Below are 2,217 nucleotides of genomic sequence, written 5' to 3'. Positions count from 1 at the left end.
ACCTCGGTCTTCCTGGAAAACCGAGGTGTCTGCATCGCAGGCAAGCCAGCTCCCACACTGACACTGCCCACTCTGGATCTGTTTTGAATCTCCAAGAGGCTACTCATGAGAACACTAAAAAACCTGCTCGGTGGCTCGCTATTGGCACTCACCGTCCTGGCACAATCAGCCACGGCCGCCGAACCTGCCAAACCGATCCACTTCGGTGACATCACCTGGGAAAGCGGCAGCCTGATCACCGAAGTGCTGCGCCTGATCGTCGAGAAAGGCTATGGCCTGCCCACCGACACCTTGCCCGGCAGCACCGTGAGCCTGGAGGCCGCCCTGGCCAAGGACGATATCCAGGTGATCGGCGAAGAGTGGGCCGGGCGCAGTCCGGCGTGGGTCAAGGCCGAAAGCGAAGGCAAGGTGTTCGGCCTGGGCGACACCGTCAAAGGCGCTACCGAAGGCTGGTGGGTGCCGGAATACGTGATCAAGGGCGACGCCGAACGGGGCATCAAACCCCTGGCCCCGGAGCTTAAATCCGTCGCCGACCTGGCCCGCTACAAAGACGTGTTCCGCGACCCCGAAGACCCGACCCGTGGGCGCTTCCTCAACAGCCCCACCGGCTGGACCTCGGAGATCGTCAACAGCCAGAAACTCAAGGCCTATGGCCTGACCGACAGCTACGTCAACTTCCGCACCGGCTCCGGCGCGGCGCTGGATGCCGAGGTTGCATCCTCGATCCGTCGCGGCAAGCCGGTGCTGTTCTACTACTGGTCGCCGACGCCACTGCTGGGGCGCTTCAAGTTGATCAAACTGGAAGAACCACCGTTCAACGCCGAAGCCTGGAAGACCCTGGCCGACGCCAACAACCCGCACCCCATCGGTACTCGTTCGATGTCAGCGCACCTGGCGATTGGCGTGTCGGCGCCGTTCAAGGCGCAGTACCCGCAACTGGTGACGTTCTTTGAAAAAGTCGACCTGCCGATTGACCTGCTCAACGGCATCCTCGCGCAAATGGCCGAGAAACGCACCGCGCCGCGCCAGGTGGCCGAAGCGTTCCTGAAAGAACAGCCGCAGGTCTGGCAGCAATGGGTGCCGGCGGACGTCGCGGCCAAGGTCAAGGAGAGTCTCTGATGCGCAAGCTCATCGCAGCCACACTGCTGGCACTGTGCGCCGGGCCGCTGCTGGCGGCAGAACCGGCCACCCTGCGCGTCGGCTACCAGAAAAGCTCGGTGAGCATGGTGCTCGCCCGTGAGCATCACCTGTTCGAGCAAGGGTTGCCGGGCACCAAGGTCGAGTGGATCGAATTCCTCGGCGGCCCGCCGCTGATCGAAGCCCTAAATGGCGGCAGCATCGACATCGGCAATATCGGCGACATCCCGCCGATCTTCGCCCAGGCTGCCGGCATCGACATTCGCTACATCGGCGTCGAGCCCAATGACGGGCGCACCGAAGCCATCCTGCTGCCCAAGGACAGCACCGTGCAAAGCGTGGCCGAACTCAAGGGCAAGCGCGTGGCGTTGCTCAAGGGTTCCAGCGCCCACAACCTGTTCCTCAAAAGTTTGCTGCGTGCCGGCTTGCAGTGGAAGGACGTGAACGTGGTGTACCTGTCGCCCTCCGACGGCCGTGCCGCGTTTGAACAAGGCAAGGTCGACGCCTGGGTGGTGTGGGACCCGTACTACTCGGCGGCCGTGGTGGACGGTTCGGCGAAGGTGCTGGGGGATGGCCAGGGGCTGAACCCGGCGGGCAGTTTCTTCATCGCCAGCGGGCCGTTTGCCAAGCAGCACCCGCAGGCGATTGCGGCGATTCTCAAGGTGTTTGCCCAGGCGCAGCGGTTGTCGCTGGACCAGCATGACGAAAGCGTCGCGCTGATGGCCAAGACATTGGGCTTGCAGCCGGCGGTGGTGGAGAGTTACTTCCAGCACCGCTCGCCGACGCCGAGCCGGCCATTGGAAGCGGTGGATATCGCCAACCAGCAACGTACGGCCGACGCGTTTTTTGCCAACGGCCTGATCCCGAAAAAGGTCGATGTGCAGCAGGTTGTGTTCAAGGCCCCATAACTTTATCCCTGTGGCAAGGGAGCTTGCTGTAGGGAGGGAGCTTGCTGTGGCAGGGGAGCTTGCTTTAGGGAAAGAGCTGTTGTGGCGAGGGAGCTTGCTGTGGCGAGGGAGCTTGCTCCCGCTGGGCTGCGTAGCGGCCCCAAAAAAAACGGGAGCGCTGCGCACTCCAGCG

The 2,217-nt window shown here is 63.1% G+C and carries 2 protein-coding genes; both read left to right on the top strand.

The annotated features are described in order from the left end of the window. Nucleotides 1-105 precede the first annotated feature (105 nt). Nucleotides 106-1,119, top strand: coding sequence for an ABC transporter substrate-binding protein (locus tag ACW9I6_RS32150; protein ID WP_457340235.1), 1,014 nt, complete (start codon nucleotides 106-108; stop codon nucleotides 1,117-1,119). Next, nucleotides 1,119-2,045 (top strand): aliphatic sulfonate ABC transporter substrate-binding protein, encoded by a 927-nt coding sequence (locus ACW9I6_RS32145; protein ID WP_008431606.1) that lies wholly within the window; start codon nucleotides 1,119-1,121, stop codon nucleotides 2,043-2,045. Before ACW9I6_RS32150 ends, ACW9I6_RS32145 begins: the two co-directional genes overlap by 1 nt. The last annotated feature ends 172 nt before the right edge of the window (nucleotides 2,046-2,217 follow it).

The organism is Pseudomonas sp. SDO5522_S412 (assembly GCF_054071215.1).
Note: the sequence above shows the minus strand (reverse complement) of the source record. Positions and strands in the feature narration are given on the sequence as shown.

Excerpts from the sequence above, each read along its gene's own strand:
- ACW9I6_RS32150 (WP_457340235.1), top strand. The coding sequence starts at position 106 with ATGAGAACACTAAAAAACCTGCTCGGTGGCTCGCTATTGGCACTCACC.
- ACW9I6_RS32145 (WP_008431606.1), top strand. The coding sequence starts at position 1,119 with ATGCGCAAGCTCATCGCAGCCACACTGCTGGCACTGTGCGCCGGGCCG.